This window comes from Blastocatellia bacterium (genome assembly GCA_035573895.1).
Lineage (GTDB): Bacteria > Acidobacteriota > Blastocatellia > HR10 > HR10 > DATLZR01.
The window spans coordinates 16,929-39,489 of sequence record DATLZR010000015.1; the positions used below are offsets into that span (position 1 = coordinate 16,929).

The 22,561-nt window shown below is 59.3% G+C and carries 23 protein-coding genes; 8 read left to right on the top strand and 15 right to left on the bottom strand.

Annotated elements, in window-relative coordinates:
* Positions 1–2 precede the first annotated feature (2 nt).
* The 5 genes from VNM72_01755 to VNM72_01775 all read right to left on the bottom strand — a co-directional run bounded on the left by VNM72_01755 (position 3) and on the right by VNM72_01775 (position 4,238).
* Positions 3–941: a J domain-containing protein gene (locus VNM72_01755; GenBank protein HXF04123.1), complete on the bottom strand. Its 939-nt coding sequence runs from the start codon at positions 939–941 to the stop codon at positions 3–5.
* An 88-nt stretch (positions 942–1,029) separates the two neighbouring features.
* Positions 1,030–1,512, bottom strand: coding sequence for a hypothetical protein (locus VNM72_01760; protein HXF04124.1), 483 nt, complete (start codon positions 1,510–1,512; stop codon positions 1,030–1,032).
* A 31-nt stretch (positions 1,513–1,543) separates the two neighbouring features.
* Entirely contained in the window at positions 1,544–3,433 is a 1,890-nt protein-coding gene (gene dnaK / locus VNM72_01765) for a molecular chaperone DnaK (protein ID HXF04125.1), read from the bottom strand.
* Between the two features lie 49 nt (positions 3,434–3,482).
* Positions 3,483–3,725, bottom strand: coding sequence for a DNA-directed RNA polymerase subunit omega (locus VNM72_01770; protein HXF04126.1), 243 nt, complete (start codon positions 3,723–3,725; stop codon positions 3,483–3,485).
* A gap of 69 nt (positions 3,726–3,794) precedes the next feature.
* Positions 3,795–4,238 carry an Hsp20/alpha crystallin family protein gene (locus VNM72_01775; protein HXF04127.1) on the bottom strand — a complete coding sequence of 148 codons (444 nt, stop codon included), beginning with the start codon at positions 4,236–4,238 and terminating at the stop codon, positions 3,795–3,797.
* 217 nt (positions 4,239–4,455) lie between these two features.
* On the opposite strand from VNM72_01775, the gene VNM72_01780 reads away from it, so the two are divergent.
* On the top strand, positions 4,456–4,941 hold the full coding sequence (locus tag VNM72_01780) for a helix-turn-helix transcriptional regulator (protein ID HXF04128.1): 486 nt from the start codon (positions 4,456–4,458) through the stop codon (positions 4,939–4,941).
* A complete protein-coding gene (gene infA, locus VNM72_01785; protein HXF04129.1) occupies positions 4,938–5,147 on the top strand; it encodes a translation initiation factor IF-1 in 210 nt (69 codons plus the stop codon). Before VNM72_01780 ends, infA begins: the two co-directional genes overlap by 4 nt.
* 2 nt (positions 5,148–5,149) lie before the next feature.
* Here the strand turns inward: infA and VNM72_01790 are convergent, their stop codons facing one another.
* Both VNM72_01790 and VNM72_01795 read right to left on the bottom strand, forming a co-directional pair.
* Positions 5,150–5,902 carry a Sir2 family NAD-dependent protein deacetylase gene (locus tag VNM72_01790; GenBank protein ID HXF04130.1) on the bottom strand — a complete coding sequence of 251 codons (753 nt, stop codon included), beginning with the start codon at positions 5,900–5,902 and terminating at the stop codon, positions 5,150–5,152.
* 39 nt (positions 5,903–5,941) lie between these two features.
* Positions 5,942–7,195: an amidohydrolase family protein gene (locus VNM72_01795; GenBank protein HXF04131.1), complete on the bottom strand. Its 1,254-nt coding sequence runs from the start codon at positions 7,193–7,195 to the stop codon at positions 5,942–5,944.
* 357 nt (positions 7,196–7,552) lie between these two features.
* Between VNM72_01795 and pncA the strand changes: the two genes are divergently transcribed.
* Positions 7,553–8,161 carry a bifunctional nicotinamidase/pyrazinamidase gene (gene pncA, locus VNM72_01800; protein ID HXF04132.1) on the top strand — a complete coding sequence of 203 codons (609 nt, stop codon included), beginning with the start codon at positions 7,553–7,555 and terminating at the stop codon, positions 8,159–8,161.
* A 188-nt stretch (positions 8,162–8,349) separates the two neighbouring features.
* Positions 8,350–10,158 carry a 30S ribosomal protein S1 gene (locus VNM72_01805; protein ID HXF04133.1) on the top strand — a complete coding sequence of 603 codons (1,809 nt, stop codon included), beginning with the start codon at positions 8,350–8,352 and terminating at the stop codon, positions 10,156–10,158.
* Between the two features lie 397 nt (positions 10,159–10,555).
* Here the strand turns inward: VNM72_01805 and VNM72_01810 are convergent, their stop codons facing one another.
* Together VNM72_01810 and VNM72_01815 are read right to left on the bottom strand one after the other, a co-directional pair.
* Positions 10,556–11,854, bottom strand: a complete 1,299-nt coding sequence (locus tag VNM72_01810; GenBank protein HXF04134.1) for an aspartate aminotransferase family protein — start codon at positions 11,852–11,854, stop codon at positions 10,556–10,558.
* 3 nt (positions 11,855–11,857) lie between these two features.
* Positions 11,858–12,694 (bottom strand): methyltransferase domain-containing protein, encoded by an 837-nt coding sequence (locus VNM72_01815; GenBank protein HXF04135.1) that lies wholly within the window; start codon positions 12,692–12,694, stop codon positions 11,858–11,860.
* A gap of 94 nt (positions 12,695–12,788) precedes the next feature.
* Between VNM72_01815 and VNM72_01820 the strand changes: the two genes are divergently transcribed.
* From VNM72_01820 to thiE, 4 genes are all read left to right on the top strand, one after another.
* Positions 12,789–13,286, top strand: a complete 498-nt coding sequence (locus VNM72_01820; GenBank protein ID HXF04136.1) for an NfeD family protein — start codon at positions 12,789–12,791, stop codon at positions 13,284–13,286.
* Between the two features lie 29 nt (positions 13,287–13,315).
* A complete protein-coding gene (locus VNM72_01825; GenBank protein HXF04137.1) occupies positions 13,316–14,326 on the top strand; it encodes an SPFH domain-containing protein in 1,011 nt (336 codons plus the stop codon).
* Positions 14,327–14,649: 323 nt separating this feature from the next.
* Positions 14,650–15,033 (top strand): hypothetical protein, encoded by a 384-nt coding sequence (locus VNM72_01830; GenBank protein ID HXF04138.1) that lies wholly within the window; start codon positions 14,650–14,652, stop codon positions 15,031–15,033.
* Complete coding sequence (thiE, locus tag VNM72_01835; GenBank protein ID HXF04139.1) at positions 14,975–15,610, top strand: thiamine phosphate synthase; 636 nt, start codon at positions 14,975–14,977, stop codon at positions 15,608–15,610. Before VNM72_01830 ends, thiE begins: the two co-directional genes overlap by 59 nt.
* 129 nt (positions 15,611–15,739) lie before the next feature.
* On the opposite strand, the gene VNM72_01840 is transcribed toward thiE, so the two are convergent.
* From VNM72_01840 to VNM72_01865, 6 genes are all read right to left on the bottom strand, one after another.
* The gene (locus VNM72_01840; GenBank protein HXF04140.1) at positions 15,740–16,903 is read right to left on the bottom strand and encodes a cytochrome c peroxidase; all 1,164 of its coding nucleotides are present in this window, start codon (positions 16,901–16,903) and stop codon (positions 15,740–15,742) included.
* Complete coding sequence (locus VNM72_01845; protein ID HXF04141.1) at positions 16,900–17,622, bottom strand: hypothetical protein; 723 nt, start codon at positions 17,620–17,622, stop codon at positions 16,900–16,902. The genes VNM72_01840 and VNM72_01845 overlap by 4 nt, the downstream gene beginning before the upstream one ends.
* Positions 17,623–17,794: 172 nt before the next feature.
* Positions 17,795–18,469 carry a DUF1326 domain-containing protein gene (locus tag VNM72_01850; GenBank protein HXF04142.1) on the bottom strand — a complete coding sequence of 225 codons (675 nt, stop codon included), beginning with the start codon at positions 18,467–18,469 and terminating at the stop codon, positions 17,795–17,797.
* A gap of 298 nt (positions 18,470–18,767) precedes the next feature.
* Positions 18,768–19,757: a xanthine dehydrogenase family protein subunit M gene (locus VNM72_01855; protein HXF04143.1), complete on the bottom strand. Its 990-nt coding sequence runs from the start codon at positions 19,755–19,757 to the stop codon at positions 18,768–18,770.
* A 2-nt stretch (positions 19,758–19,759) separates the two neighbouring features.
* Positions 19,760–21,898 carry a xanthine dehydrogenase family protein molybdopterin-binding subunit gene (locus VNM72_01860; GenBank protein ID HXF04144.1) on the bottom strand — a complete coding sequence of 713 codons (2,139 nt, stop codon included), beginning with the start codon at positions 21,896–21,898 and terminating at the stop codon, positions 19,760–19,762.
* 3 nt (positions 21,899–21,901) lie between these two features.
* A complete protein-coding gene (locus tag VNM72_01865) occupies positions 21,902–22,525 on the bottom strand; it encodes a (2Fe-2S)-binding protein (protein ID HXF04145.1) in 624 nt (207 codons plus the stop codon).
* Positions 22,526–22,561 lie beyond the last annotated feature (36 nt).

Consider the following 22,561-nt stretch of genomic DNA (forward strand, 5'->3'; position numbering starts at 1 on the left):
GGTTACTTCACCCCATTTGATCGCGGATTGAACTTCGATTCCCGAGCCAACTGCTCGAAGAGTTTCCGTTCGGCGGCCGTTGGACGCGGCGGGACGACGATCTTCACTTCGACGTATTGGTCCCCCCGGCCTCCCCGACGACGCGTCAGACCCTGACCGCGCAGCCGGAGCTTTTGCCCCGTTTGCGCTCCCGGAGGCAGACTTACCTCCGCCATTCCATCGAGCGTCGGCACGAGAATTTTCGCTCCCAGGACAGCCTCCCAGGGCGTCACCGGCACCTCCGTGTACAGATCATCGCCGGAGACTTTGAAGATGGGATGCGGCTGGAGTTTCACCCGGAGATAAAGATCGCCCGCCATACCTCCGGCCTGTCCGCCCTGGCCGGCAAGCCGGATGACAGAACCATCGCGGACGCCCGCCGGAATCTTCACTTCCAGCGACTTTCCCGTCGGGAGCGTTAAGCGTCGCGTCGTTCCCCGATGAGCTTCTTCGAGCGAGAGTTCAATCTCCATCTCCACGTCAGCAGCGCGACTTCCCCAGCGCGTTGTTGTTGACGGCCCCGCGTGGCGTCCTGCCGGGCGACCTCGCAACCCACCAAAGAGCGTCTCAAAGAAATCGCTGAAGCCGCCGGGCATACCGGTGAAGAAATCGAAATCGCCAAAATCGAGGCGAATCCGCTCCCACCCCGGCGGAGGCGTGAACTCGCTGCCCGCTTTCCAGTTGGGGCCGAGGCGATCATAAAGCTCCCGCTTTTTCGGATCGCCGAGGACCTCGTAGGCTTCGTTGATCTCCTTGAACTTCTCCTCCGCCGCCTTGTCACCGGGGTTAACGTCCGGATGGTACTTCCGCGCGAGCCGACGGTAAGCCGCTTTGATCTCTTCCTGGCTGGCTGTCCGTGGCACGCCGAGGATTTGATAGTAGTCTTTGTAGGTGACGGCCATCGCCTTCGATCACCCAGCACACCGTGGTTGAGAAAGTCAACTTGTCAACAACGCCCCTCCACGCACAGGGAGAGGATCTGGCCCTTCATTATCCTCGCCAGCTCAGCATCTGGATCAACTCCGAACGAGCCAGATTCTCCTCCCGGCGAGCGGCACTCAGCTCCGCCACCGCCCGCTGGTACTGTTCCCGCAACTTCTCCGGGACACGAGGTCCGGCATCCCGCGCCTGACAGTTCAAATCGCGGACCCGTTCGAGCGCCTCCCGGACCCGCTCGCGAGCCGCCAACAACCGCCGCATGAGACGGGCTAACACCTCCTGCCGCGTCTCGTAGCGGTAGGCAGCCTCTTCCTCCTCTTCCTCATACCCCTCTTCAGGAAGGTAGGCGGACTCCGCAGCCACTTCCTGAGCAACGGCCTGAGGCTCCTCCTCGACGTACTCCTCGACGGCTTCCTCGCCGTAGTAGTCGGCGTCGTCGTAGGGTTCGAGCGCTTCCGTGTAATCCTCGAGCGGCGCCGGTTCGACCGGTGCGACTTCCGGTTCCTCAACCTGATTTTTCTTTCGTCGTGGCATTCGTGATTTTCCCTCCTCTCTTGTTGAAATTTCAGTTGCTCGGCTTAAATTCGGCATCAATGACATCATCGGACGATGTGCTGGAACCGGACGATCCCGAAGCTCCCGCACCTGCCGATGTCGCTTGACTATAGGCAGCCGCTGCAATCGCATGAGCGACCTGCTGGAGGTCGGACGTCAGTTGACGAATTCGCTCAATTCCCGCCTCCTCTTTGATGGCCTGACGAATCTGGCTGATGAGATCTTCGGCGCGAGCGCGTTCGTGAACCGGAACCTTGTCGCCCAGGTCGCGCAAAGTCCGCTCGACCTGATAGGCCAGACTGTCGGCTTGATTGCGCGCCTCGACCAGCTCGCGCTTCCTCTTGTCCTCTTCGGCATACATCTGAGCGTCCCGGATCATGCGCTCGATCTCTTCCTTGGAGAGCTGGGTCGAGCCGGTGATGGTGATCTTTTGCTCCCGACCCGTCGCTTTATCCCGCGCGGTCACATTGAGAATTCCGTTGGCATCAATGTCGAAAGTCACCTCGATCTGAGGGATGCCGCGAGGAGCCGGAGCGATTCCCTCCAGCCGGAACCGACCGAGCGTGCGATTGTCCCGAGCCATCTCGCGCTCTCCCTGAAGAACGTGGATGTCCACGGCCGTTTGATTGTCCTCAGCAGTGGTGAAGATCTCCGTGCGACGGACGGGAATCGTCGTGTTCCGCTCGATGATGCGGGTCATCACACCACCGAGGGTCTCAACGCCGAGACTGAGCGGCGTCACGTCGAGCAGCAAGACTTCCTTCACCTCTCCGGCCAGGACGCCCGCCTGAATCGCTGCGCCAACAGCGACCACCTCATCGGGATTGACCGATTGATTCGGCTCCTTGCCCAGCAGCCGACGGACGAGTTGCTGGACGGCGGGCATGCGGGTCGCTCCTCCGACGAGGATCACCTCGTCAATCTGATTCTCGGACAATTTCGCATCGGCCAGGGCTTGCTTGACCGGTCCCACGCATCGCTCGACGAGATCGGCCGTGAGCTGTTCGAATTTCGAGCGCGTCAGCTTCATCTCCAGGTGCTTCGGTCCGTACGCATCGGCCGTGATGAAGGGAAGACTGATGGTCGTCTCCATCACCGACGACAGCTCGATCTTCGCTTTCTCCGCCGCTTCGGTCAGCCGCTGCAGCGCCTGGCGATCCTTGCGCAGATCAATGCCGTGCTCGCGCAAAAATTCTTCGGCCATCCAGTCAACGATCCGCTTGTCAAAATCGTCCCCGCCAAGATGCGTATCGCCGCTGGTGGCCTTCACCTCGAACACCCCATCTCCCACCTCCAGGATGGAGACATCGAAGGTTCCGCCTCCCAGATCGAAGACGAGGATCGTCTCGTTCTTCTTCTTGTCCAGTCCATAGGCCAATGCCGCGGCCGTCGGTTCGTTGATGATTCGCAGCACATTCAGACCAGCGATCTTGCCCGCATCGCGCGTGGCTGAGCGCTGGGCATCATTGAAATAGGCCGGCACGGTGATGACGGCATCGGTGACCTTCTCGCCGAGGTAGCGCGACGCCTCATCGGCCAGTTTCCGCAAGACCATGGCGGAAATCTCCTCGGGGGCGTAGAGCTTGCCCATCACCTCAAACCGAACAGCATCGTTCGGCCCGGGAACGACCTTGTAGGGGACGTTCCGAATCTCGCTGGTGACCTCGGTGTAGCGTCGCCCGATGAACCGTTTCACCGAATAGAGGGTGTTCTCCGGGTTCAAGATCGCCTGACGCTTGGCGAGTTGCCCGACCAACCGCTCGCCCGTCTTGGTGAAGGCGACGACCGATGGCGTCGTCCGCCCCCCCTCGCTGTTGACGATCACGGTCGGTTTTCCTCCCTCCATGATCGCCACCACGGAGTTTGTCGTTCCTAGATCAATGCCAATTGCCTTCGCCATCGTGGTTCCTCCTCACTGAGGTTGATCTCCAAGGCCCTGACCGGAAGCCTCACGTCGCCCCTCGCGTCGAACGCGACTTCCGGCTCACCGGCTTCTCACTCGCGGGCCTCTCATAGGGAATTCTGTCGTGAATGAGTTCCTTGAAGGCTTGATTTATCGCCCAGGAAACTCCCGGAGCATCCTGGTGCCGCACCAACTGCTTCGCTCGCTTGGAAACGAGCGTGCAGATTAAATAGCGGCTGTCCATTTTCGCAATAGCCTCCTCGACGAGCTGTTCTCTCGTGTCAGCCATAACTCACTCCTCCTACTTTCGTCCTCCGACTCGGTTATATCCCCGCGCCTTGCAGGCCACCCTGAGCCATTATACATGATTCCCCTCCCCAGTCCGAACCGGAATACGACGGCGTCGCTTGGGCACCCGCAAAAGCAAAATGCCATCGTTCAGCTCCGCGCTGATCCGGGTGGGATCAACATCTTCGGGAAGCAGAAAGGTCCGAGAAAAATCCCCATACGGCCATTCAATGTGACGCAAGCGCGCCTTCTGCCATGGCCCCACCAGACGGCGGCCGTCAATGGTTAACTTCCTCCCTTCAACCTTAACCTGAAGGGATTCCCGGTCAACTCCGGGAAGGTCAACCATAACGGCCATCTCCTCGTCCCCAATGAAGATATTGGCAGGAGGGGAAAATCCTGCAGTATCCGACTGCACCCGGCGCTGTGACACGCCGGCGAACCACTGATCAGTCCTCACAAGCCGTACGCTTGCGAGATCCTCGACCGGATGAATGCTCTGAACTTTGACCATCGCTCGGCACCTCTACACGCTGATCTACTTAAGCCGATCTGTAGAATAAAATATGAGTCCCATTTTGTCAATATGAGGACGAAAATTTTCATCCCTCGAAGCCCAAACCAATGGAAGCTCTCCGATAAATAATGAAGCATTGCTCCGACTAAACTTGACAAAAAGAGACTCACATATTAGCATAAGGACGGCCTTTCGAGATGGGAGGTGCCAAACAATGCGGGGCGTGAGCAAAAAGCGAAAAGAAAAAGGATACACCATTAGCGCCGTGGCCGAAGCCTATGGGATTCACCCTCAAACTCTTCGGCTCTACGAACGCCATGGCTTGCTCAAGCCGTCCCGCTCCAAAGGGAATACCCGCTACTATTCGGAAGCCGACCTTCGCTCCCTGGAGCTGATCCTGACGTTGACCCGAGATCTGGGCGTCAATCTCGCGGGTGTGGAAGTGATTCTCAACATGCGGCGGAAGATGGATGCCTTACAGAAGGAAGTGCAGCGATTCATCGAGTACTTACGGGCGGAGGTTGGAGAACGATTGGCCAATCAGGCAGCCGCCAAGTTTGCGCTTGTCCCCCTGGGACAGACGCCGATAGTCACGATCGAGGAGGACCGGTCGGCGATCTTCGAGGGAGATGCGACCCTAGTAGAGGAAGACAATCATACATCGAAAGGAGGTGAGATCTTATTAGCAAAGAAGACATGATTCCTGTTGACGCGACCGTCATCGAGGCGCTCCCCAATGCGACATTCCGGGTGAAGCTCGATGGCAATGGTCACGAAGTTTTGGCCCATCTCTCGGGCAAAATGAGGAAGAACTACATTCGAGTCCTGCCGGGAGACCGAGTTCAAGTAGAGCTGTCACCCTACGATTTAACACGCGGACGGATCACCTACCGGTACAGCAAGTGACGTCATTCCCCTGTGATGAGGTCCCACTGGGCGGCGAGGGCTGTGCAAAATTCGCTAAGCTCGATGTGAAGGACCACGTCGGCGATGTCATCGTAAGGTGTGGGCTCGCGGTTGACGATGATAATTTTGGCACCTGCCTCTCGCGCCCGGCGGGGAAGTTCCGCTGCTGGATAGACAACCAACGACGAGCCCAGAACCATTAAAAGATCACATTGTGCGACGACCTCGAGAGCGCGAGCCAAGACCTCTCCTGGGAGCGGATCGCCAAACAGCACGAGGTCGGGTTTGAGGATGCCGCCACAGCCACACCGTGGCGGAAGATCTTTCGGGTTTCCCCGAGCCAGCACCTCAGCCAGACCGATGCTCTGCCCGCAACGCGTGCACCGGCACTGCCGATAGGTTCCATGAAGCTCAATGACGGAAGTGGAACCGGCCGCCTGGTGAAGCCCGTCAATGTTTTGCGTGATGATCCACCGGAGTTTCCCCGCCTGTTCCAGGCGAACGAGAAGCCGATGCGTCTCCGTCGGACGGGCCGCTAGCAATGAGGGAAGAAGCGTGAGGGCTGTTTCGTAGAACTTTTTGGGGAACAACCGAAATCCCCAGGCGCTCAGACGCGCCATCGCCTGGGGATCACTCCATAATCCCGTCGGGCTCCGGAAGTCGGGAATACCGGCATCGGTACTCACGCCCGCTCCGGTCAGAGCTGCCGTCCGGGATGACTGCCGGATCAGTTCGATGGCACGAGTGATCGTCATCGGCTCATCCAATGAGTCTCGTCCGCATCGGCCGCAACATTACCCCGCGAGGCGGTTGAGAACGAGCACTCCATCATTAATCACCACGAGAATATCTTGAAGAGCTGTAATATCAGCCAGCGGATCGGCATCAACGACGACGAGATCGGCTTCGAGTCCAGGTCGGATGGTTCCGGTGCGCTGGTCTATTCCCAGACAGGCGGCGGCAACCGATGTTGCCGCTCGTATGGCTTCAAGGGGCGGCATTCCGATAGCAACGAGTTCAATCACCTCATGAGGCATCCGTCGAATGGAGGCAGGACCGTAGCCGGTGTCGGTCCCGGCGATGACTCTCACTCCCATTTTCCAGGCACGCGCCGTCGTCTCGCGCACGCGAGGCAGCATAGCCCGTCCGCGAATGGCCAGCAGGGGATTGTCATAATCGCCCCCGGGATCGGTCAGGTCAACGACCGTTGCGATTGTCGGAACGAGGCAGGTTCCTCGCTCCTTCATCAGAGCCAGCGTTTCTGTGCTGAGATAGGTTCCATGTTCGATTGTTCGCACGCCGGCGCGAACAGCCGCCCGCGCCCCCTCATCGCCATGAGCATGTGCCGCGACAGTCCGACCGAGTCGCCGCGCCTCTTCCACAGCAGCAACGAGTTCTTCTTCTGAATAGACGCGCTTTCTCGGATCCGTCTCCGGCAATCCCGCTCGTTCTGTGGCCATGATCTTGATGGTGTCCGCTCCCCGCTCAATCAACGCGCGAACCATACGGCGCACGTTCACTGGTCCGGTGACGCCCGACATCAGGTCATTCAGAGTGGGGAGGTCAAGGAAGAACTCATCTGCCGGTCGGGGTCGAACATGGTATCCGGAAGCAATAATGTCGGGAAGATCTGCGACGCCGGCTCGATGAAGCTCACGCAATCCGACATCCACAAAATGGCTCACTCCAAGCGATCGCGCCGTCGTCACTCCCGACCGCAGAGCTGTTCGCGCTGCCGCCATCGTCCCGATATGCACATGAGCATCAATGAAACCGGGTAGCACCCATCGTCCCTTGAGATCAATGATTGTCGCCGAGGGAGGGATCTCGACGGTCCGGGTCGCGATTTGTTCGATTCGCCCCTGACGAATGATGATCGTCGCGTCACGAATTGGCTCGCGGGACTCCCCATCAATGATGTTGGCGTGGGTGAGAACGAGGACCGGTTGCTGTTGCGCCTGCTGGTCCGGCAACCGAGAACTCGTCACCCCGAGGATGAGACAGGCTACGAGTCCAGTGATGCTTCTACATCGACTGGTATTTTTCATATCCCCCACCTCCTGAATCCCGATTGCTTTTACGTCCTCGGCCATAATCGCTTCTCTCCGAGCTTTCACTCGGATGGCCGCTCATGAAGCGACAGAGGGCGGCGAGTCGAATCTTTTTCTCCACGTCCACCTATGCGAGTTGAACGGCTCTACTCGACGGCGGCCAATTCTATTTCTCATGGACGGCGCGGGTCAAGACCATTGTGTTGGAGGAGAGCCCTTTCCATCTCTTGAATTTTGAACGCGGTTCCTGGTGACCTCGCCGATACGCTAAAATACAAATTCCGGCGTGCGATGTTCCGCCGGGCGTGTCGGTCGGAAACGACACCCCGGTGCCGACGAGGAGGGGAAAAGGTCATGGCGACAAAAGCGGCACTGGTCATTGTTGATGTACAGAACGATTTCTTACCGGGAGGATCCCTCGCGGTCCCGCAAGGGGATGAAGTGATTCCAGTCCTCAATCGCTACATCTCTCTTTTCCGGCAACGGCACCTCCCGATCTACTTCACGCGTGACTGGCATCCGCCAGAAACGCGCCATTTCCGGTCCGGAGGAGGGGTGTGGCCGCCGCATTGCGTTCAGGGAACGGTGGGCGCTGAGTTTCATCCGGAACTTCATATTCCATCAGATGCAGTGATCATCTCCAAGGGAATGGACCCTGAGGAAGACAGCTACTCTGCTTTTCAAGGCAAGACGGCCGAGGGGATGGATTTCCTCGATGAGTTGAAACGGCGTGGGATTGACCATCTTTATGTCGGAGGATTAGCCACGGATTATTGTGTACGCTTTACGGTCCTCGATGCACGACGCGCCGGTTTCGGCGTCACCGTTTTGGAGGATGGCATCCGGGGCGTGGACCTTCAGTCGGGCGATTCGCAGCGGGCGTTGGAGGAAATGAAGGGAGCGGGAGCCCAGTCGGCTCGCTTTGAGGATGTGAGCCGGGAGCTTTCACGAGATGAGGTTTAACGCCGAATCGAGCGAGGGGGCGAGGGCTTCCCTTCTCAGTTCGGAGGACGATCGAAAAAACTTCAGGGACGTGGGGACGGTTCCCCTCTTCGAGGCCTCATTGTGATAAAAGGTGAGCGGTTTCACCGTTGCTTGACAATCGAGAAACCGAGGTTGTACATTTGGCGCCTGCAATAAGGTGGGTTTGAGTGAGAAAACCTGAGACAATCCACCTTAAACGCGAAAAATTGAACGAACGAGGGATTTCGGGAATGGATGTCAATAATATGGAGCACGCCGCAGGAGATGCGCAGACGCTTGTTTCCTCTCCTGCTCCCACGGAATCTGACTCTCCCGCTTCAGCCGAGACCTTCGGGGCCCTTCTGGGAGCCTATGAAGAGCAGGTGACGCTGACTGTCGGTCAGCTTCTCACCGGCAAGGTGATCACCATCAACGAGGACATCGCGGTCATTGACATCGGGTACAAGACCGAAGGAACGGTCCCCGCTGAGGAGCTAAAGCAAGCCGTTCAGGAAATCGGCGTGGGCGATGAGATCCCCGTCCTGGTCAAACAGGTCGAAAGTCCCGATGGCTACGTCAAGCTCTCCTACGTGGAAGCTCTCCGCAAAGTCGCCTGGGAGATGGTAGAGGAAGCGGCGAAGACGGGGACTCCGGTCAAGGGTCGAATCACCGAACGCATCAAGGGCGGTCTGAGGGTCAACCTCGGTGGATTGGACGCCTTCTTGCCGGCCAGTCAGGTTGACCTTCGTCAGGTGCGCAACTTTGAATCCTGGCTTGGTAAGAATATTGAAGCCAAGGTCATCAAGATCAACAAGCGCCAGAGGAATGTGGTGCTGTCCCGCCGCGCGATTCTCGAGGAGGAACAGAATCGTCGCAAAGCGGAGATCCTCTCCGAACTCGAAGAAGGTTACATCGTCGAAGGGAAGATCAAAAGCTTCGCCGATTATGGGGCGTTTGTGGATCTCGGCGGGGTGGACGGACTGCTCCACATCACCGACATCTCCTGGAAGAAAATCAGCCACCCGAAGGACGTTTTCACGGTGGGAGAAGTCGTCCAGGTCAAGATCCTCAAGCTGGACCGGGAATCGGGGCGCATCAATTTAGGCTACAAACAGCTCATGCCGGATCCCTGGGATACGGTGGCCGAGCGATTCCCGCCCGGATCGCGAGTCGCGGGCAAGGTGACGCGCCTGACCAACTACGGCGCCTTTGTGGAAATCGAGGATGGAATTGAGGGTCTCATCCACATCTCTGAGATGACCTGGGACAAACGCCCTAAGCACCCCTCCAAGTATGTCAAAGTCGGCCAGGAGGTGGTGGTCGAAGTGCTGCAGGTGGATACGCCCAACCGGCGACTCAGTTTGAGCCTGCGGCAACTGGAACCCGACCCCTGGAAGCTTTTTGCTGAAACCCATTCGGAAGGCGCCCGGGTTCGGGGCCGCGTCCGAGGATTGGTTGATTTCGGAGTTTTCGTCGAGGTCGAAAGAGGGATTCAGGGATTGGTTCACATCACGGACCTCTCCCGACGGCGCGTCAAGCACCCGTCGGAAATCGTGAAGAAGGGTCAAGAAGTTGAAGCAATCGTCAAAGAGATTGATCTGAACGCCCGACGGCTCAGCCTCTCGATGAAGGAGCTGGAACCGGATCCGTGGCAGGAGTTTTTTGAACAGCATCGCACCGGTGACATCGTCAAAGGCCGGGTGGTGCGGTTCGCCACCTTTGGTGCCTTCATTGATCTGGGCAACGGTGTGGAAGGACTCTGTCACATCTCGGAGCTTGCCGACGAGCATATCGCCAAGCCCGAAGAGGCCGTCAATATCGGGGATGAGCTGGAGTTTCGCATCCTCAAACTCGATCCCGCGCAAAAGCGCATCGGCCTCTCGGCACGAGCGGCCCGCAAAGGAAGCGAGCCGACATTCGTCTTGGGTGAAGATACGGGTCGCATCGCCAGCCTCGGTGAGCTGACGCAACTGGGCAAAGAGAAAATCGAAGAGTGAGCAGCTCTTGATCGAGGGCCTTCGCCTAGGACCAATCGCACCTGCGGTTGCGGACGAGCGGGATTCTTGGCATTCCATCTGGATTCTTCACGGAGCAGGGGCGGCGGAAAAAAGTTAGCGGGGCTTTCGACTCGGCGAAGCTGGCCCTACGCTTTTTGAAAAAATTTTTCCGCTCAGGCAACCAACCAACCGGGCAGGGAATCCAAGCAGGCGACCACGTACCACCACGAATACCTCCTTAGTTTGGGTGGGGTGAGCCAAGCGACCTGAAAGCGGCTCACCCTTTTTTCTTTTTCATCGGCGAGGATCCTCTTCATAAAATCGTAGGGGATCGAGAAAATTTTGCGTCAGACCGTCCACGTGCCGGCCTGATGCTTCGCTCAACTGCCCCGCCCGGTCAGCTTCCCTCAGCGACGATATGGAAGGCGGCGGTTAGAGCCGCAACCAGCTCATCAATGTGATCTCGCGTGGCCGTCAAAGGGGGGCCGATCCGAATGACGTTTCCATACAGACCGCCCCGGCCAATGAGGACGCCTCGTTTTTTCGTTTCCTCAAAAACACGGCGCAGGGCCTCGGGATTGGGCTCCTTTGTCTTAGGATCTTTGACCAGCTCGATAGCCTGCATGAGTCCCATCCCGCGCACATCCCCGATGACCTGGGGGTAGGCCTCCCGCAAAGCCTCCAGTTGCTCGCGCAGGTAGTCGCCAACGATACGGGCATTACGGGGAAGATCCTCCCGCTCGATCACTTCAATGGTGGCCAATGCCGCCCGACACGAGACGGGATTTCCACCGAAGGTTGAAAAGGTGAGCGTGGGATAGGCATCTGCGATCTCCGGCGTGGCAATAGTGACTCCGATGGGAGCGCCGTTGGCCAGTCCTTTGGCGAAGGTCATGATGTCAGGCTGCACGTCCCAATGCTCGATGCCAAACATCTTATCGCCCGTTCGGCCCCATCCCGTCTGCACTTCATCGCAGATAAAAATCCCCCCATATCGGCGGATGATGTCCACGACGACCTTGAAGTATTCTTTCGGCGGGACGATGAATCCGCCAACTCCCATGATGGGCTCGGCGATCAGAGCAGCGATCTTTCCCGAGGTCGTCGTTTGAATCAACTCTTCGACATCTCGTGCGCAGGCGATGTCGCAGGAGGGATAGGTGAGTTTGAGGGGACATCGGTAGCAATAGGGAGCCAGCGCGTGCACGACACCGGCAATGTACGGTGTACCCACCCGCCAGGGCGATTGACCCGCGACGCTCATCGTCAGTGCCGACCGCCCGCTGTAGCCATGACGGAGGGCGATGATCTCCTGCCGTCCGGTGTAGAGGCGGGCGAGAACCAGGGCTGTCTCGTCGGCCTCGGTGCCGCTGTTGGTGAAGAAACTTTTTTGCAACCGTCCGGGAGTAAGCTGGGCGAGCTTTTCGGCGAGGTCCGCCTGGGGACGGTTGATGTACAATGTCGAGGTATGGGAGATTTTTGCCACCTGATCCTGGACGGCGGCGACGACGGTCGGGTGAGCATGTCCGACACTCACGGTCAACACGCCACCGAAGCAATCGAGGTAGCGATTCCCCTGATCATCCCACACGTACATCCCCTCGCCCCGTTCGAGGATCAGAGGCTCCTCGTAGTAGAGACTGACGCAGGGAAACAGGTAGTCCTTTTGTTTTCTCCGAAGCTCGTGATCGGTCATCGTCTACCTCCGGGGGCGTTTCTGCCCGGCCATCATTCCGTAGACCAAGGTACCGTGGAGAAATGCCGATTGGATCGTGGCAAATGATTCAACGAACCGACGGATGGAAGGGCTGGCCCACGGAAGAAGCCATCGAACCAGGGGATGTTCTGTCCGCCGCCGACAGATCTCCCAGGTTTTGACGATGCGGTCGGTTGCGTTTTCGGTGACGAGGATCTCGATTCCCGCTTCGCCAAGCCACTCGCCATACTCCGACATTGTGGCGAGTGAGGGGCAGAGGAACCCTCGACAAACCGGCTCGATGAAGTTTCGCTCATCCTCAGCCGTGAGATTTTCCCCTTTCATCCAAGCGCACAAGGCCAAAATTCCCCCAGGAGCCAACCAGCGGCTACAGCTCTGGAAGAACCGGCGCTTGTCTTCCAGGTGTTCGCTGCACTCGATGATCCAGATGACATCGAAGGACGCGTCGGGCCATGTCTGCTTTTGCACATCGCCCCGGTGGATAGTCACCTGGCGATGGAGGTTTTTCCGTCGTGCGCGATGACGAGCCCACCAGGCCTGAATCGGGCTGAGCGTGATGCCCGTGACCTGACAGTGATAATTTTCGGCGAGCCACAAGGCGGCTCCCCCAAAGCCGCAGCCGACATCGAGGACGCGGGCCCCATCAGGAATCCGGGCCAGCGCAGCGAGTCTCTCGATAAGTTTCACCTGAGCCTGCGATTCGGACTCCCCATCCTCCCAGTAGCCGTGATGAATATGTTCGCCCCAGAGAAGCCAGTAGAAGAGGGCGAGCTGGTCGTAGTGGGCCTGAATATCCCGTGCTGTCAGGCGGTCACTCATGGTGACGCGCTATTGTATCTGAGATCAGGATAGACAACAACCGGAGCCGGTGTGCTAGAATATGCCCGCCTTTTATGGAGGGAAGGAACGGTCTATGAACTGGGCTCCCTACCTCTGGTTCATCGCCGGGGCGCTTTTCATCGTGGCCGAGCTTTTCACGTCGGGATTTGTTCTCGTCTGGTTCGGCATTGGTTCCCTTGTCGCCGGTCTGATGGCGGTCCTTCATCTGGGGATTGGCGCGCAGATGATGGCCTTTTTGGTCGTTTCCTCGTCACTGACGATTGCCTCGCGGACCATCTTCGAGAGATTCTTCATGCGACGGGCTCCCGGCAAGAACCTTCGGACGGGGGTCGAAGCCCTTCCGGGGCAGATCGGAGTCGTCGTCGAGCCCAGTCGCGGCGCACTGAACGAAGCCGCGGTGAAAGTCTTCGGGGCGATCTGGACGGCTTATCCGGCGGCCGGGGAACTGCCCTTGGATGTCGGAGAGCAGGTGGAGGTGGAGCGGGTCGAGGGAGCCACGCTCTATGTGCGAAGGGTCTCCCGCGAGCTGCCCTGGCGGCAGGAAACATCGAACCGTCACCTCTCATCCTGACCATTTCTGGGGGAAAGGAGAAACAGCTTATGGACATTCTTCCGGGACTTGACACGTTTGTGCTGGCGATCTTCATCTTCCTGGTTTTCATCATTGCTCTTCGAGCGATCCGGATCGTTCCTCAAGCGACGGTGATGGTGATCGAGCGGCTCGGAAAGTTTCATGGTCTGGCGACGAGTGGGTTGAACGTGATCGTCCCCCTCATTGACAAACCGCGAGGGGTTTACTGGACGAGGATGAAGCCGGGCCTGACGACGATTGATCTGCGCGAGCAGTTCATTGATCTCCCTCTCCAGCCGGTGATCACCCGTGATAACGTGACGGTCAATGTTGACTCCATCGTCTATTTTCAGATCACCGATCCAATCAAGGCCGTCTATGAAGTGGCGGATCTCACCGGCAGCATCATCCAGCTCACAATCACGGCGATGCGCAATGTCATGGGAGAGATGGATCTCGACCATACCCTCAGCTCACGGGAGATCATCAATTCGAAGCTGCGCGTGATCCTGGACGAAGCCACGACCAAGTGGGGAGTGAAAATCACGCGCATTGAGGTGAAGAACATCAACCCGCCCGAAGACATCCGTGTTACCATGGAGAAGCAGATGACGGCGGAACGAAACCGGCGGGCGCTTGTGCTTCAGGCGGAGGGAGAGAAACAAGCGGCCATCGCTCGCGCCGAGGGCGAAAAGATGGCAGCCATCACCAAGGCGGAAGGAGAAAAGGAGGCGGCGATCCTGCGTGCTGAAGGCGCGGCCCAGGCCCGATTGCGAGCCGCAGAAGCGGAGGCGGAAGCGATCCGGCGGATCACCGAAGCGCTCGGTCATCTCGGCGATCCGGCCCACTACCTCATCACGCTGCGGTACGTGGACTCGCTGAAAGAAATGGCCGCCAGCCCGAACAGTAAGGTCATCTTCATGCCGGTGGAGACTTCCAGCGTCATGGCCAGCGTCGGCGCCCTCAAGGAAATTCTCAGCGAAAAAGCCGAGAAAGAGCCGCTTCCTTCGTCCCCCGCGCCCCTTCGGTCGCCAGCATGATAACGACCGGAGACTGCCACGGGAGGCTACTTTAGGAGGAGTTCGATACATCGTGTGTCACCTTTGCGGAGGCAGGGTCGAAGCCGGGACTTGCGCGCAGGAGGAGAAATTTCACCGCGCCGCTCGACTGGCATCGAGAACTTTACGGAATGTCCTCGCGTGACGTACATTCCAGGAGTTCCGGCGACTTTCTCCATGCGCAGGGGGTCGTTATCCTCCCGGAAGGATCCGCGCACGTGTTTGACGACCCTTCACTCTATATGGTAGCCTGCTTTTGAACATGGACAGACCGGATGCAGAAGGACCATCCGACACGAGGTAACATGTCGGCGCGAATCACAGTGATTCTCTATATCCTCGTCTACTTCGAACTTGGAGCTGTGCTGATCATCTCTCCCTGGACGCCCTACTGGAACGACAATCTCTTTCTCGCCTATCTCGTTCAGCGAACGGGATCGCCGCAGCTTCTGGTGACAATGAACAGCGTCTGGCTGCGGGCCTGTGTGAGTGCTCTCGGCGTGCTCAACATCATTCTCGGACTGATCGAGGCGTTTCGCTATCGAGACCTTGTCCGCTTGATCGAGCAAGGAAAAACCAAGCCCTCCCGATCCGCCGAACGGCCTTCGGCATCCTCCCGAGCCGTCACCGATGACCAAGCGACCGACAGTCCCCTGGATTTACCTGATCACCGACCGGAAGGCGTGTAAGAATCAGGACCTGCTCGCACTCCTCGAGCAGGCGGGCGAAGCGGGCGTTGATCTCATTCAGATTCGAGAGAAAGACCTGTCAGCCCGCGCCCTCGCTGACCTTGTTCAGGCGGTGCGCCAGCGGTTGGCGTCGTCCCCGACGCGCGTGCTGGTGAATGATCGCGTGGACGTTGCGCTCGCCTGCGGAGCCGATGGCGTGCACCTGACGACGCGATCCCTGCCCACAGCCGTTGTGCGGAGGCTCGTCGGTCGGGATTTTCTCATCGGCGTCTCCACTCACTCGCTGGAAGAGGCAGAGCGAGCCGAGAACGAAGGAGCCGACTTCATCGTCCTCGGACCGGTTTTCTCCACGCCGTCAAAGCAGGATTTCGGTCCCCCGCTTGGACTCGCGGCATTTGAAGAGATTGCCCGCCGAATCACCATTCCCGTCCTGGCCATTGGAGGGATCACGCTCGACAGGGCGCCCGAGGTCATAGCCCGTGGGGCATCCGGAATCGCCGCCATTCGCCTCTTCGCTCAGGCGGACTCGGTCGCCGGAGTCGTCGCCGCACTCAAATCATCCCGGCCCTCACTCTGAGGGCAATACCAATCGCCTTTTGAAAAGCCCTCAGGCGGATACCCGGTCACGGGATCAGTCCCCAATCCGCTCCTGCCCGGTCCGCAAGGGGTAGAAGAACCGATACGGGAATTGCCCGGTGTCACTGAGTTATCTTTGAGATCGGCCCATTTCGCTCGGCGTGGGCGTTGGTTGACGAAGTTCCGGGCTGGTGAGGGATTTCAAAAACTCGATGAGGTCGCGTTGTTCGTTCTCGGTGAGGCTGATCGGATGAAGATCCCAATCACGGTAAGGATTATCCCGCCCACCTTGCATGTAGAACCGAATCACCTCCTCGAGAGTGGCGGCGCTGCCGTCATGAAAGTAGGGAGCCGTCAGTTCGACGTTTCGTAAGGAAGGAGTTTTGAACGCCCCGATGTCCAGCGGATGACCGGTGACGAGGAATCGCCCGAGCGACGATCCGCCGGGTTCTCCCTCCAGACTCTTCAGGTCAGCGGGGGAGAGGGGTTTCCCCAGCATCCGACGCACTCGCTCCACCAGAGGAAGAAAGGCGGGATCATTCACTGCCACTCCGGTGTTGTGATAAAGCTGGTCGGTGAAAAAAGGAAAGGCTGTATTCACGAGATGACAGGTTGCGCAGCGTGCCTTGCCTCGAAAGAGAGCCAATCCACGACGGGCCGCCTCGCTCAGAGCGTCGGTCTCTCCCGCCATGAATCGGTCAAATGCCGAATTCCCCGCGATCAGCGTTCGCTCATAAGCAGCGATGGCGCGAGCAATTCCCTCGCTCGTCACTGTCGAGCCGAACGCCTCGCGAAATTGTCGGACATACTCGGGCACGGCTCGCAGTCGAGCGACGACATCGTCCACAGACGCATTCCCCATCTCATCGGGATGAACGAGCGGAAGCAGCGCCTGCGCTTCGAGCGAAGGAGCCCGTCCATCCCACAACTGACCGGCGTGAAACATCGCGTTGATGAGCGAGGGCGTATGACGCTTTCCCGTCCGCCCGCCGATCCCCACAGCTCGGGGTCTTCCATCGGTGAACGCGCGGGCCGGATCGTGGCACGTTGCGCAACTGATCGTTCCGTCGGCAGACAATCGAGGATCGAAGAAGAGCTGCCGACCCAGCTCCACTTTCTCCGGCGTCACCGGATTATCCCGCGGGATGAAATAGGCCCACACCTCCAACGGGATACCCAGGGGAGCCTTCTCAGCACGTAACGGTCGAGCCAGCAAATGAGGGATCAGAACCAGGAGACAGAGGGCACCCATGGCGATCCCCGGACGACCGACGCTTCGTTCGTTCCCCTTCATTGCTCAGCGATCCCCTTGACGATCAAGGCAACGAGACGATCCGCTCCAGAGGTCGTTTTCAACCTGACGGCAACAATCACACGATCCGCTTCGCCAACGGTCACCGAGGGAAACTCCTTCTGTCCCTCCGCCGAAGTGAGGCTGAGGGAGGCGGGATGGTTCGTCCCGGCAGCACGGGCGCTCATCTTCACCAATTGCTCGAAGGGAATTTTGGCTGAGGCATCCCGGTCATCGGCTACCGGGACGAGCAGAAGAAAATCACGGTAAGGGGAGATCCCCATGTGATTTCCGTCGGCCGGATGAAGCGCGTAGCGCAGCGTGTAGATGCCCGACTTGATGGCCTGTCCGCGAAAATCGTTCGTCGCCTGAGCAAAGGAAATAACGCCGATCAAGGTTGATTCAGCCCATTCCGTGTACAAGGTTCCGGGAATGTCGGCCTTCGCTTGTACGGGCACCTCCCGGCGAAACCAGATATCGCAATAGACGCTCCCGTCGGCGAGTCGAATGCGGTACCCGCGCTCGTCAAGCACAGCGCGAACGGATTCCGACACGCTCGGATCGGTGAGAGGACCGAGAGGTTCCAGCTTGACGGTCTGTGCCGGAAAGCCGGGGGCGAGAAGCACCAGCAGGAGAATGCACGTTCCGGGCCATCTCTTCCACAGAGCTGACAGGAAGGAAGGCCCGGGCAAGCTGCGGGAAGCCGATCTTTTTTGTTTCATCCCTCGTTCAATCCCAGGTTCGCGTGCCGCCTCATCTGCAATCCACCCGCGCCGCAGCGGCAGTGGTCAGACGCACCCACACGATTTTTCCAGAAGGGACCCGGCTGCCCCTGTTATCTGAGTCCCTTCATCTTTCCCCAGAGAAGAGAGCCCGCATCGAGCCCGGCCCCGATTATCGGGCAAAACTTCCGACAAAAGCGCTTCGCTTCTCGTGGCGTAACCAGACGACGCCCAAATCTGGTCCCTGATAGCGATCCACTGTTGCGACGGCGGGCATCGCGTGAGACATTGGAGCGAGCGGAGGATAGTAGATCACTTCGTTTCCGCAGAGATGATCCTTGTCGCTGAGCGCGCGCGTTTCCACCACAGCTCGCGATCCTGCCCGAAGGACGACTTTGCCGTAGTGACCTCCTTCGTGATCAACGAAGAAGGTGATGGGTGCCGTCTCGACCCGAAGGATGTCGCCGAGCAAGGGGCCGGCCATCGCCTGAGCGAAGCGAACGAGGGCCGTCTGTTGCTGCGGACGCGCGCGTTCGTCCACGATGACGACGGCCTTGGCGGGATAGGGGGTCGTCGTCGGATCACCGAGCGTGGCGCTCGCTTTGACGACGCCCACAACGGTGAGTCCGTCCAACGGAATGCCCTCCCACTGTCCGCGCTCGACGTGCCAGGCTAAAATGGCGTGATCGCCCGAGAGTCCCATTTCCGCATTGGCATAGCAGGGACCGGTCCACACGTCGGCGCTGCGCGTCTCGACATAATCGCCGCGAATCTGCTGGCCATAGACAGCAGTTCCGCCCAGAAAGAGGAGAAGGGTGACGATGCTTCCCCTGAGACCTCGCCGCATGGATTTCCCTCCTTTCCAGCCTCCGTGAAGGTCGGGAGCCCGTAGAAACAGGCCCCGCCGGATGCCGGAGGCTAGCTGATTTTGCCTGTTCCAAAGCATGGCCTTTCCCGTGACGAGCAGCTTACCGGATCAACCGCTTGCCCGTCAGGACCTATCACCGTCTGGGTAAAGATACACCAGTAGAGACCATCCCGGCTAGGGAACGTCACTTCGCCGGGAGCCGGTTGGACGAAGCGGTCCTTCCAGCAGAGATGAGGACACAGGTCCTCCAGCGTGACCGTTGCGAAGAGTGGATCACTCATCGTGCACCTCCTCGGGCCGCCTGCACGAGGGCCCGTTTGACGGCAACGCGGGCGAGTTGAATCTTGTAGGCATTTTGGCTCAGAGGCTTAGCCGGAGCGACCGCTGCCCGCGCGGCTTCATCGGCCAGCGCATCGCTCATCGTCTTGCCCACGAGAACACGCTCGGCCTCAGCCGATCGCCAGGGAACCGGCGCGACGTGCCCCAGAACGACGCGCGCCGACTCAATGCGCTGACCGCTCATTCGGAGAGCAACCGAGGCCGTTGCCAGCGGCCAGTCGAGAGCCTCCCGTTGACGCACCTCATAGGTGGCACTCACCAGATTGGTCGGCGGCGGGATGAGGACCTCGGTGACCAACTCGTTGGATCGAAGATCGTATTCGCGTTCGGTCTCGGATCGCGGCGCACGATAAAACGCCTCCAGGGGAACTTCTCGCGCCCCGCGCGGGCCGAAGATACGAACCCGCGCGCCGTAGGCGATGAGCGCCGGGGCTAAGCTGGAGGGATTGACGAAGTAGGCAGGGCCGTCGGTGCCCAGGATGGCGTGATAGCGATTATCTCCCTCGAGCACCAGCGAACGGCCGGATTCATCGCGCGCCAAAAGTCCGAAGCCAGCGCGAAAATACCAGCAGCGGGGCCGTTGACAGAGGTCTCCGCCGACGGTGCCCCTGTTTCGGATCTGTGGACTCCGTACGCCCTCGGCTGCCGCTACCAAGGCGGGATACCGGCGGGCTTCAGGGTGATCAAGCAATTCCTGGAGCGTGACCAGTGCGCCGATGCGCAGTCCCCGGCTGGCGCTGTAACTGATCCCTTGCAGCTCCTTGATCCCCTTGATGTCAACCACTCTCTTCGGCCGCACGATATCATCCTTCATGAGCGCGAGCAGATCGGTTCCACCGGCGAGAATTTCCGTATCGCCCCAGGCGCTCGCCAGCAGGGCGACGGCTTGTTCCTTCGTTGTCGGATGGGCATACTCGAATGGACGCATGGTTAACCTCCCTTCTTCTCCAGCGCCTGGAGAACGCGATCCGGCGTCATGGGCAGGTAGGGGACGCGCACGCCGATGGCATTGGCCACAGCGTTGGACAGGGCCGCTCCCGGCGAAATCACCGGCGGCTCTCCCAAACCGATGACGCCACGTTCGTCGTACCCTTTGCCCGTCATCATGTGAACGACCAGTTCACCGATGTCGCCAATGCCGGCCAGCTTGTAAAACTCCATGTTGGGATTGAGCATCCGTCCGGTGATGCGATCCATGATCTTCTCCTCGTAAAGCGAGTAGCAGATGCCCTGGATCATCGCGCCGTAGCACTGGCTTTCGGCAGCTTTCATATTGATGATGAGGCCACAATCCTGGACGCAGACCATCTTGTTGACCTTGATGATGCCGGTCTCGATATCCACCGACACATCGGCCATCATCACGCCGCCCACACCGCCTGAGGTCAGCGTCCCCGGTCCTGGATTCCGACCGCGCACCGACAAGGGCATGCCTCCGAGTCGGGCGCAGGCCTGCTGCCAGGGGAGCGAACGGGAGGGATTATTCTTCACGCGAATCGTTCCTCCCACCGCTTCGAGATCTGCCGGTGCAGCCCCCAGCACCGGAGCCACTTTCTCGAAGATTTGGTCGAGTGCATCGAGGGCGGCCCGTCGGGCAGCCGAGCACACACCGCCGACGGTCGTACTTCCTCCGGATGGGCCGGATGCCGGGAAGCGATTATCGCCGATCTCGACGGTGACGGCCGACAGGGGCAGTCCCAGCGTATCCGCGATGACAACGCCGATTGCCGTGCGGGTTCCCGTCCCCAGATCCTGCGAGCCAAGTTGCACCCGAACCGATCCATCCGGCTGGATCGTCAGATCGCATTCGCTGGCATGACCGAGACCTCCCCACGTGTGGATCGAGAGACCCAGGCCGCGCTTGATCGGTCCGGAGGTTTTATCTCCGCGTGGGTGCCAGTTCTTCTTCCAGCCGATCAAATCGGCAGCGATGCGCAACTCCTCACGATAAATCTCGGCCCGCTGGCCGGTCAACGCGATATTTTTGAGAAACAGATCCAGCGGATCCATCTGAAGCGCCGCCGCCAGATCATCCAGGGCTGCCATGGTAAGAAGACATGCCTGCGGGTGATTCGGTGCACGCCAGGCGCGCGCCGGGCCAATATGGTTGAGAATGAGGGTGTGCTTTTTGCGGAAGTTGGGAATGGCGAAGATGTAGGGGATCTGCTGCAGCGGTGACGCGCCGGCGGTAGGCCCCGCCGTTCCCCAGGATTCGGATTCCCAGGCCAGAATTGTGCCATCGCGCTTGGCGCCCACTTTGACGCGACCGTAAACCGACGGACGCGCGCCCGCGACCATTAACTCGGCGTCTCGTTCGAGCATAATCTTGACCGGCTTGCCCCCGGCTAATTTCGACAGACGGGCACCCTCGATGCCCCAGCGATCGGGGCCGAACTTGCTTCCGAATCCTCCACCGATATGATCCTGGCGCACGCGGATGTTTCCCGCCGGTATCTCCAGAGGCGCCGCCATCTGAGCGGCAATCCCCGATACGTTTTGCGTCGAGATGTGGACGAGCAGATTATTTTCCCCCTCCCACTCAGCAATGGAGCCGTGAGGTTCCAGGCAGCAATGGGTGATGACGGCCATCCCGTAGGTGCCCTCGGTCACAACATCGGCCTCGGCGAAGGCCGCATCAGGGTTACCTCTGGTTTCTTCCCCGGCGGGCCGAACTTGATCACCGGCCGCCTTCAGGTCGTGATCAACAACGAAATGTGGCAGCTTTTCATAGACGACTTTGATGGCCCGGATAGCATCTTCGGCGGTGGGTTCGTCCACAGCCGCCACGGCGACGACTTCGTCTCCCGCCCAGAGAATCTCCTTGCCGGGTTCCTGAATGATCTTCACGGCCTTGACGCCCGGCATCTTCTCGGCGGCGCTGGTATCAATGCTGACGATTCGGGCATGCGCATAGGGACACCGGAGGATCTTCCCGTAGAGCATCCCCGGACGATTCACATCGTAGGTGTATTTCGCTCGGCCCGTGACTTTGTCCGGCCCGTCGAGGCGGTTGTGGCGTTTGCCGATGAGACTGCGTTTTTCCGGTTCAGGCCATTTATACTCCGCCATGGCTCATCCTCCTTTCTGCATCCGCGCCGCCTGCATCACCGCGGCTTGAATGCCCACGTATGTACCGCAGCGACAGAGATTGCCGCCGAGTCCCTTCCGAATCTCCTCCGGCGTCGGATTGGGGTGCCGGTCGAGAAATGCTTTGCAGGCGACGACAAACCCCGGCGTGCAGAAGCCACATTGCAGGGCGTCATTATCCACGAAGGCCTGCTGAATCGGATGCAAGCTGCCGGCTGCTGCCAATCCCTCGACGGTGGTGATGGCGTGGCTCTGAGCTTCGATGGCCAGGATGGAACACGCATAAACCGCCTTGCCGTCGAGCAGCACCGTGCAGGCTCCGCAGGTCCCCCGATCGCATACCCGTTTGGCCCCGGTCAGATCGAACTCCTGACGCAAGGCATCGAGCAAGGTCACCCGTGGTTCCAACTCCGCCGTGAATTTTTTACCGTTAATGGTGAACGTCATCGGGACCTTCCCCGGTCCCTGAAGGGCAACGGGAGCGCCCGCGACGCGGATAATGCGGGTCCCCATCACCAGAGGAACCGAGAAGGAAATTCCCGACACCTTCAAGAAATCGCGTCGAGAGATCCCGACGCTCTCCTTGCGAATCCGATCATCGTCGCGCATCGTCCACTCCTTTCCGCCAAGTGGCCCGCGAAACCT

Bases quoted from the DNA above. Each gene is read 5' to 3' on its own strand.
- VNM72_01855 (HXF04143.1), bottom strand. From the start codon at position 19,757: ATGCGTCCATTCGAGTATGCCCATCCGACAACGAAGGAACAAGCCGTC.
- VNM72_01840 (HXF04140.1), bottom strand. From the start codon at position 16,903: ATGAAGGGGAACGAACGAAGCGTCGGTCGTCCGGGGATCGCCATGGGT.
- VNM72_01860 (HXF04144.1), bottom strand. From the start codon at position 21,898: ATGGCGGAGTATAAATGGCCTGAACCGGAAAAACGCAGTCTCATCGGC.
- VNM72_01830 (HXF04138.1), top strand. From the start codon at position 14,650: ATGTCGGCGCGAATCACAGTGATTCTCTATATCCTCGTCTACTTCGAA.
- VNM72_01820 (HXF04136.1), top strand. From the start codon at position 12,789: ATGAACTGGGCTCCCTACCTCTGGTTCATCGCCGGGGCGCTTTTCATC.
- dnaK (HXF04125.1), bottom strand. From the start codon at position 3,433: ATGGCGAAGGCAATTGGCATTGATCTAGGAACGACAAACTCCGTGGTG.
- VNM72_01780 (HXF04128.1), top strand. From the start codon at position 4,456: ATGCGGGGCGTGAGCAAAAAGCGAAAAGAAAAAGGATACACCATTAGC.
- VNM72_01845 (HXF04141.1), bottom strand. From the start codon at position 17,622: ATGAAACAAAAAAGATCGGCTTCCCGCAGCTTGCCCGGGCCTTCCTTC.
- VNM72_01775 (HXF04127.1), bottom strand. From the start codon at position 4,238: ATGGTCAAAGTTCAGAGCATTCATCCGGTCGAGGATCTCGCAAGCGTA.
- VNM72_01825 (HXF04137.1), top strand. From the start codon at position 13,316: ATGGACATTCTTCCGGGACTTGACACGTTTGTGCTGGCGATCTTCATC.
- VNM72_01770 (HXF04126.1), bottom strand. From the start codon at position 3,725: ATGGCTGACACGAGAGAACAGCTCGTCGAGGAGGCTATTGCGAAAATG.
- VNM72_01815 (HXF04135.1), bottom strand. From the start codon at position 12,694: ATGAGTGACCGCCTGACAGCACGGGATATTCAGGCCCACTACGACCAG.
- thiE (HXF04139.1), top strand. From the start codon at position 14,975: ATGACCAAGCGACCGACAGTCCCCTGGATTTACCTGATCACCGACCGG.
- VNM72_01755 (HXF04123.1), bottom strand. From the start codon at position 941: ATGGCCGTCACCTACAAAGACTACTATCAAATCCTCGGCGTGCCACGG.
- pncA (HXF04132.1), top strand. From the start codon at position 7,553: ATGGCGACAAAAGCGGCACTGGTCATTGTTGATGTACAGAACGATTTC.
- VNM72_01760 (HXF04124.1), bottom strand. From the start codon at position 1,512: ATGCCACGACGAAAGAAAAATCAGGTTGAGGAACCGGAAGTCGCACCG.
- VNM72_01810 (HXF04134.1), bottom strand. From the start codon at position 11,854: ATGACCGATCACGAGCTTCGGAGAAAACAAAAGGACTACCTGTTTCCC.
- infA (HXF04129.1), top strand. From the start codon at position 4,938: ATGATTCCTGTTGACGCGACCGTCATCGAGGCGCTCCCCAATGCGACA.
- VNM72_01850 (HXF04142.1), bottom strand. From the start codon at position 18,469: ATGCGGCGAGGTCTCAGGGGAAGCATCGTCACCCTTCTCCTCTTTCTG.
- VNM72_01795 (HXF04131.1), bottom strand. From the start codon at position 7,195: ATGAAAAATACCAGTCGATGTAGAAGCATCACTGGACTCGTAGCCTGT.
- VNM72_01790 (HXF04130.1), bottom strand. From the start codon at position 5,902: ATGACGATCACTCGTGCCATCGAACTGATCCGGCAGTCATCCCGGACG.
- VNM72_01865 (HXF04145.1), bottom strand. From the start codon at position 22,525: ATGCGCGACGATGATCGGATTCGCAAGGAGAGCGTCGGGATCTCTCGA.